The sequence below is a fragment of the Streptomyces albidus (ex Kaewkla and Franco 2022) genome (assembly GCF_013870515.1).
Taxonomy (GTDB): Bacteria; Actinomycetota; Actinomycetes; order Streptomycetales; family Streptomycetaceae; genus Streptomyces; species Streptomyces albidus.
This window is the reverse complement of record NZ_JACBXA010000367.1, coordinates 1-4158: the sequence shown is the minus strand read 5'-3', so window position 1 is coordinate 4158 and position 4158 is coordinate 1. Positions and strand designations below refer to the sequence as shown.

Below are 4158 nucleotides of genomic sequence, written 5' to 3'. Positions count from 1 at the left end.
AGGACCGCCCGCGTCTCCTCGGGGGAAGCCGCCCCCAGCAGCACCCGGGCCCTGGTGTGCGCGCGCACGGCGGGGGCCAACTCGTCCACGCACTCGAAGTGTTCGGCCACTGCCACCGTCACGTTGGCGGCCCGGCCGTGGCGCAGCGGCACCTGGAGCAGCTCCTGCGGGTCCCGTCGTCCCTCCGTGCGCGCCAGATGACTCAGCACCGCGGGCCGGTCGAGGATCACCCACAACGGCCGCCGCGCGTCGTCGGGGACACCGTGGCCCGCCTGTCGCGCGCGGCTCGCCGCCGACAGCCGCCGCTCCGTCTCGTGGACCGCCCACTCGACGGAGGCGACGGCACCCGTCAGCGACGTCTCCACGGCGAGCACGCCGCTGCGCCCGGACAGGCAGGCGAACTCACCTGATCCGCCGCCGTCCACGACGAGCACGTCCCCGTGCTGGAGCGCCTGGAGCACGACGGAGCGCAGCAACGTGCTCGATCCCGCTCCCGGTGCGCCGACCACCAGCAGATGCGACTCCGAGGAGCGTGCACCCGTACGCCAGACCACGGGCGGGACGTCACGGGCCCGGCCGCCGTCGGTGACGGGGACCCGGCGCTGGACGGACTCGGCGTCGGTGAAGCCGAGCACGATCTCGCCGGGCCCGGTGACGAACCGTTGGGCGTGGATGCCCTGCGGGAGCGGTTCAGGGACGGTCATCTCCAGCTGGTTGCGCTCCTCGTCCCACACGAAGCGGTACTCGCGGTCCCGACCCGACTTCGCGCCCAGCAGCCGCTCCACCGTGAACCGAAGCGCGGGGTCGCCGTCACGGAAGTGCGCCGGATACCGCAGCAGGAGCCGTCCGATGCGGCCGTCCTCGGCGAGCTCCACCTCCTCGAAGGCCCGCTCCCACGAACCGTCGTGTGCGAACAGCGGTTCGGGGCCCGGGTCGTTCGGGAGGGAGAAGTGGGGGACCAGTGCCTCGTAGACCGATTGCAGCCGGGCGCTCTCCTCCTCACTGGGATCGGCGCCAGCCCTGACGCCCGCGCCGTCCCGGCCCTGCCACGCGGCGGCGCACACGACCACGAGGACCGCGAAGGCGGGCCCCCACGGCATCAGCACCACCACGAGCAGGCCCACGGCCGCCACGAAGAGCACCGGCCCACGCCGGTCCTTCGGCGTACGCCTCCACCACCGCACCACCAGGGTGATCAGCCGGCCGAGGCCGCGGGCGAGGGTGATCAGGGGGTGCAGTACGTCCAGCGCGCCGTCCGTGCCGGCACGGACGGCGCTGCGCCCGCGCGCCATCGCCGTACCCGGCCTCCGTCGCGGCCGGGGGAGCGGCCAACGCGCCACGGAACCTCCAGTGATGAAACAGCTGTTGCGAACTGCACGGGCGGCGACGGGAGTCCGCCGCCGGGGTCAGAGCCTGATGCCGCCGAGCAGGCTGGCCAGGCTCGCTCCGCCCGCCTTGATGCCCGGGGCGATGGCGGTGCCCGCCAGATAGAAGCCGAAGAGCGCGCAGACCAGGGCATGGGAGAACTTGAGCCCGTCCTTGCGGGTGAAGAGGAAGATGATGAAGCCGAGCAGGAGGACGCCGGAGACGCTGAGAATCATGGGGACTCCTGATGTAGGGGACGTTCACCCTGAGCTCCCCAAGAGTCACAGAAAGTACATAAGCAGGGAAACGGGCAAACGGGTGATTCGCTTCCCGATGAGCCCGATCTGCGGTTCCGGGGTGTACTTCGCGCGAAGTGAGCGGAGGTCTGCGCCCGTGCACGCCGAGCGTCAGTACGGGTCTTTTGTGCGCAAATTGCGTAATTAAGCGTGCAATCATCGCGCTGTGCTGTCGCTGATCCTTCTCCACTTCGCAGGGGCGTGCTGCGCTCCGCTCCTGGTGCGGTGGCTGGGCTCGCGGGCGTTCCTCGTACTGGCCCTTGTGCCGGCGGCGACGGCGGGATGGGCGCTCGCGCAGTTCGGGGACACGGCGGCGGGGGAGGTGACCGTCCAGCACTGGCCGTGGATACCGGAACTCGGTGTGCAGCTGGCCTTCCGCTGCGACGCGCTGGCCCTGCTGATGGTGCTCGTCGTCGGGAGCCTCGGCGCACTGGTGCTGGTCTACTGCGCGGGCTACTTCAGCTGGGCGGAATTCGGGCTGGGGCAGTTCGCGGGAACGCTGACCGCTTTCGCCGGAGCGATGCTCGGGCTGGTCCTCGCCGACGACCTGATCGTGCTGTACGTGATGTGGGAGCTGACCACGGTCTTCTCCTACCTCCTCATCGGCCATGTGCCCGAGCGGCGGCCCAACCGGCTCGCCGCCCTCCAAGCTCTGATCATGACCACGGTCGGCGGACTCGCCATGCTCGTCGGCTTCCTGATGCTGGGGCAGGCGGCCGGCACGTACAGCATCTCCGGCATCCTCGACCGGCCACCGCCCGCGACCGGCATCCTCGCGGTGGCACTGGTGCTCATCCTCGCGGGCGCCCTGTCGAAGTCCGCCGTGTGGCCCTTCAGCTTCTGGCTGCCCAGCGCCATGGCAGCACCGACGCCCGTCTCCGCCTACCTGCACGCCGCCGCCATGGTCAAAGCGGGCGTCTATCTGGTCGCGCGACTGGCTCCCGCGTACGCCGGAGCACTCACGTGGCACGTGACCGTGCTCGCTCTCGGGTCGCTGACGATTCTGCTCGGAGGCTGGCGCGCACTTCGGGAGAACGACCTGAAGCGGCTGCTCGCCTACGGAACCGTCAGCCAACTCGGCTTTCTCTTCGTCCTGTTCGGAACGGGCACCTACGACGCAGCGCTCGCCGGCACGGTGATGCTTCTGGCGCACGCCCTGTTCAAGGCCCCGCTCTTCCTCGTCGTCGGCATCATCGACCACGCCGCCGGGACGCGGCACCTGGACCGGCTCTCCGGGCTGGCCCGCTCCATGCCGGTGGTCTTCGTCGTCGCCGTGCTCGCCGCAGCGTCCATGGCCGCACTGCCGCCCCTGACCGGATTCGTCGCGAAGGAGGCCGCGTTCACGTCACTGATGCGGGACGGGATCGCCGGGACGTGGACGCTCGCCGCCCTGGTCGCCGGCTCCGCGCTGACGACGGCCTACACGCTGCGCTTCCTTTGGGGGGCCTTCGCGGCGAAGTCCTCCGCGGCCGGCGACTCCGCCGGAGAGGAAGCGGCGTCGGCGGTCGCCAAGCAGAGTTCGCCGATCGCCACACCGCTGCGGGGGACCAGCGGCCCTCTGCTCGTCGTGCCGGCAGCGCTGTGCGCCCTGGCCGGACTCGCCCTGGGCCCGGGCGTCTTCGCCCTCGGCCCGCTACTGACCCGCTACGCCGGGGAGTTCCCCGTGCCCAGGGATCCGTTCCGCCTGGAGCTGTGGCACGGCTTCGGACCGGCGCTCGGGCTGTCCGTGCTTGCCTGGCTCGCGGGCGTTCTGCTCTTCCTCGCCATGCGGCCCCTCGCACGCCTGGCCGAGCAACTTCCGGGCGTGGAGGGCACCCAGGTCTTCGCCCGTGCGCTGTGGTCCCTGGAGCGCGCCTCGCTCGAGGTCACCGGTGCGGTGCAGCGCGGCTCGCTGCCCGTCTACCTCGGCACGGTCCTCGCGGTGCTGATCACCGCTCAGAGCATCGCGATGATCGTCGACCCGCCTTGGCAAGACGTCGGTCCGGTGCGCCTGTTCGACTCAGTGCCGCAGTTGGGCGTCGTCGTCATCATCTGCGTCGTCGCGGCGCTGTGCGTGACGTCCCGTCAGCGGATGAAGGCCGTCGTGCTGGCCGGCGTCACCGGCTACGGCACGGCGGTGCTGTACGTGCTGCACGGCGCGCCGGATCTCGCGCTGACGCAGTTCGCCGTGGAGACGGTCTCACTGGTGGTGTTCGTCCTCGTGCTGCGACGGCTGCCCGCCCGGTTCCCCAGCCGGCGGCGCGCAAGCACTCCGCGGCGCGTCACACAGCTCGTGACCGGAGTCGCCACCGGGGTCTTCGCCGCTGTGCTGACCTACGTCGCCGGCGCCGCCCGGCTGGACTCCCCTGCGGGGCCCGGGCTCGTCGTGGCCACCGAGCACGAGGGGCTGAAGAACATCGTCTCCACCACCCTTGTGGACCTTCGCTCCTGGGACACCATGGGTGAGTCCGCCGTACTGGCGGTGGCGGCGGTCGGCGTGACCAGCCTGGTCTATCTG

The 4158-nt window shown here is 71.1% G+C and carries 3 protein-coding genes; 1 reads left to right on the top strand and 2 read right to left on the bottom strand.

Annotated features, from left to right (window positions below):
- Positions 1 to 1292: hypothetical protein (locus H5J26_RS28935; RefSeq protein ID WP_181768928.1), on the bottom strand; the 1292-nt coding region annotated here is incomplete at its 3' end.
- Positions 1293 to 1406: 114 nt separating this feature from the next.
- Positions 1407 to 1601, bottom strand: a complete 195-nt coding sequence (locus tag H5J26_RS28930) for a hypothetical protein (protein WP_181768927.1) — start codon at positions 1599 to 1601, stop codon at positions 1407 to 1409.
- Positions 1602 to 1827: 226 nt separating this feature from the next.
- On the opposite strand from H5J26_RS28930, the gene mbhE reads away from it, so the two are divergent.
- Positions 1828 to 4158 (top strand): hydrogen gas-evolving membrane-bound hydrogenase subunit E (mbhE, locus tag H5J26_RS28925; RefSeq protein WP_181768926.1); only part of this gene is annotated, 2331 nt, incomplete at its 3' end.